Below are 1,236 nucleotides of genomic sequence, written 5' to 3'. Positions count from 1 at the left end.
GGCTCCGACTGTTTGTATGCATGCGGTTTCAGGATCTGTTTCACTCCCCTCCCGGGGTTCTTTTCGCCTTTCCCTCACGGTACTGGTTCACTATCGGTCGATCACGAGTATTTAGCCTTGGAGGATGGTCCCCCCATCTTCAGACAGGATTTCACGTGTCCCGCCCTACTTGTCGTACACCTAGTTCTTCCTCGCTGTTTTCGTCTACAGGGCTATCACCTGCTATGGCCGCACTTTCCAGAGCGTTCGACTAACAATGAAGATAAAGAGTACAGGCTGGTCCCATTTCGCTCGCCACTACTTTGGGAATCTCGGTTGATTTCTTTTCCTGCGGCTACTTAGATGTTTCAGTTCGCCGCGTTCGCTTCGCATGACCTATGTATTCAGTCATGGATACTCCATACGGAGTGGGTTTCCCCATTCGGACATCTACGGATCAAAGCTCGTTTGCCAGCTCCCCGTAGCTTTTCGCAGGCTACCGCGTCCTTCATCGCCTGTGATCGCCAAGGCATCCACCACATGCACTTGTTCGCTTGACCCTATAACGGGTGTGTCTCTTTCAAGAACCACTCGCTACAGGTTGAGTATTCGTGTTGCGCCGTATTCCAAAGCAATCTTTCGATCACTTAAAAATACATTGATACAATCACAACCCTGATTCACCTACTCACGCGCCCATCTCTAAGCACGCTTTCGTGAATCTCTTTACTACTTCTTCCTGATTGTTAAAGAACGACAGCCGATATAAAGCTCTGCTTCATACCACTCTGACTGGCTCAATCGCCAATGCCTAATACCCGGTTTGTGTTTCACCGGACACTAGGCATTGAGGATTGGTGGAGGATGACGGGATCGAACCGACGACCCCCTGCTTGCAAAGCAGGTGCTCTCCCAGCTGAGCTAATCCCCCGGTCATGCACGGATAATCACGGCACCCCAGAGGTTTCATCGTTCAGCGCAGCCACCACAGACAAGACAATGGTGGGTCTGGATGGATTCGAACCATCGACCCCCGCCTTATCAAGACGGTGCTCTAACCGACTGAGCTACAGACCCCTGAGTCTGCCTGATTTACTGTCCTAATTCACAGCCGATAAGCGTGAGCGCTCAACATTGACACGTTAGCTCGAGAAAGGAGGTGATCCAGCCGCACCTTCCGATACGGCTACCTTGTTACGACTTCACCCCAGTCATGAATCCTACCGTGGTGACCGTCCTCCTTGCGGTTAGACTAGC

At 51.5% G+C, this 1,236-nt stretch carries 2 tRNA genes and 2 rRNA genes; all 4 read right to left on the bottom strand.

What is annotated here, in order from left to right:
* A 23S ribosomal RNA gene (locus tag FFS45_RS41505) occupies nt 1-539 on the bottom strand; the annotation flags it as partial.
* Nucleotides 540-834: 295 nt separating this feature from the next.
* Nucleotides 835-910, bottom strand: a tRNA-Ala gene (locus FFS45_RS41500).
* A gap of 69 nt (nt 911-979) precedes the next feature.
* A tRNA-Ile gene (locus FFS45_RS41495) sits at nt 980-1,056 on the bottom strand.
* 75 nt (nt 1,057-1,131) lie between these two features.
* Nucleotides 1,132-1,236: ribosomal RNA gene (locus FFS45_RS41490) — 16S ribosomal RNA — on the bottom strand; the annotation flags it as partial.

This window comes from Burkholderia sp. 4M9327F10 (genome assembly GCF_005503145.1).
Lineage (GTDB): Bacteria > Pseudomonadota > Gammaproteobacteria > Burkholderiales > Burkholderiaceae > Paraburkholderia.
The sequence above is the reverse complement of the archived record's forward strand: the minus strand, read 5'-3'. Positions and strand labels throughout refer to the sequence as shown.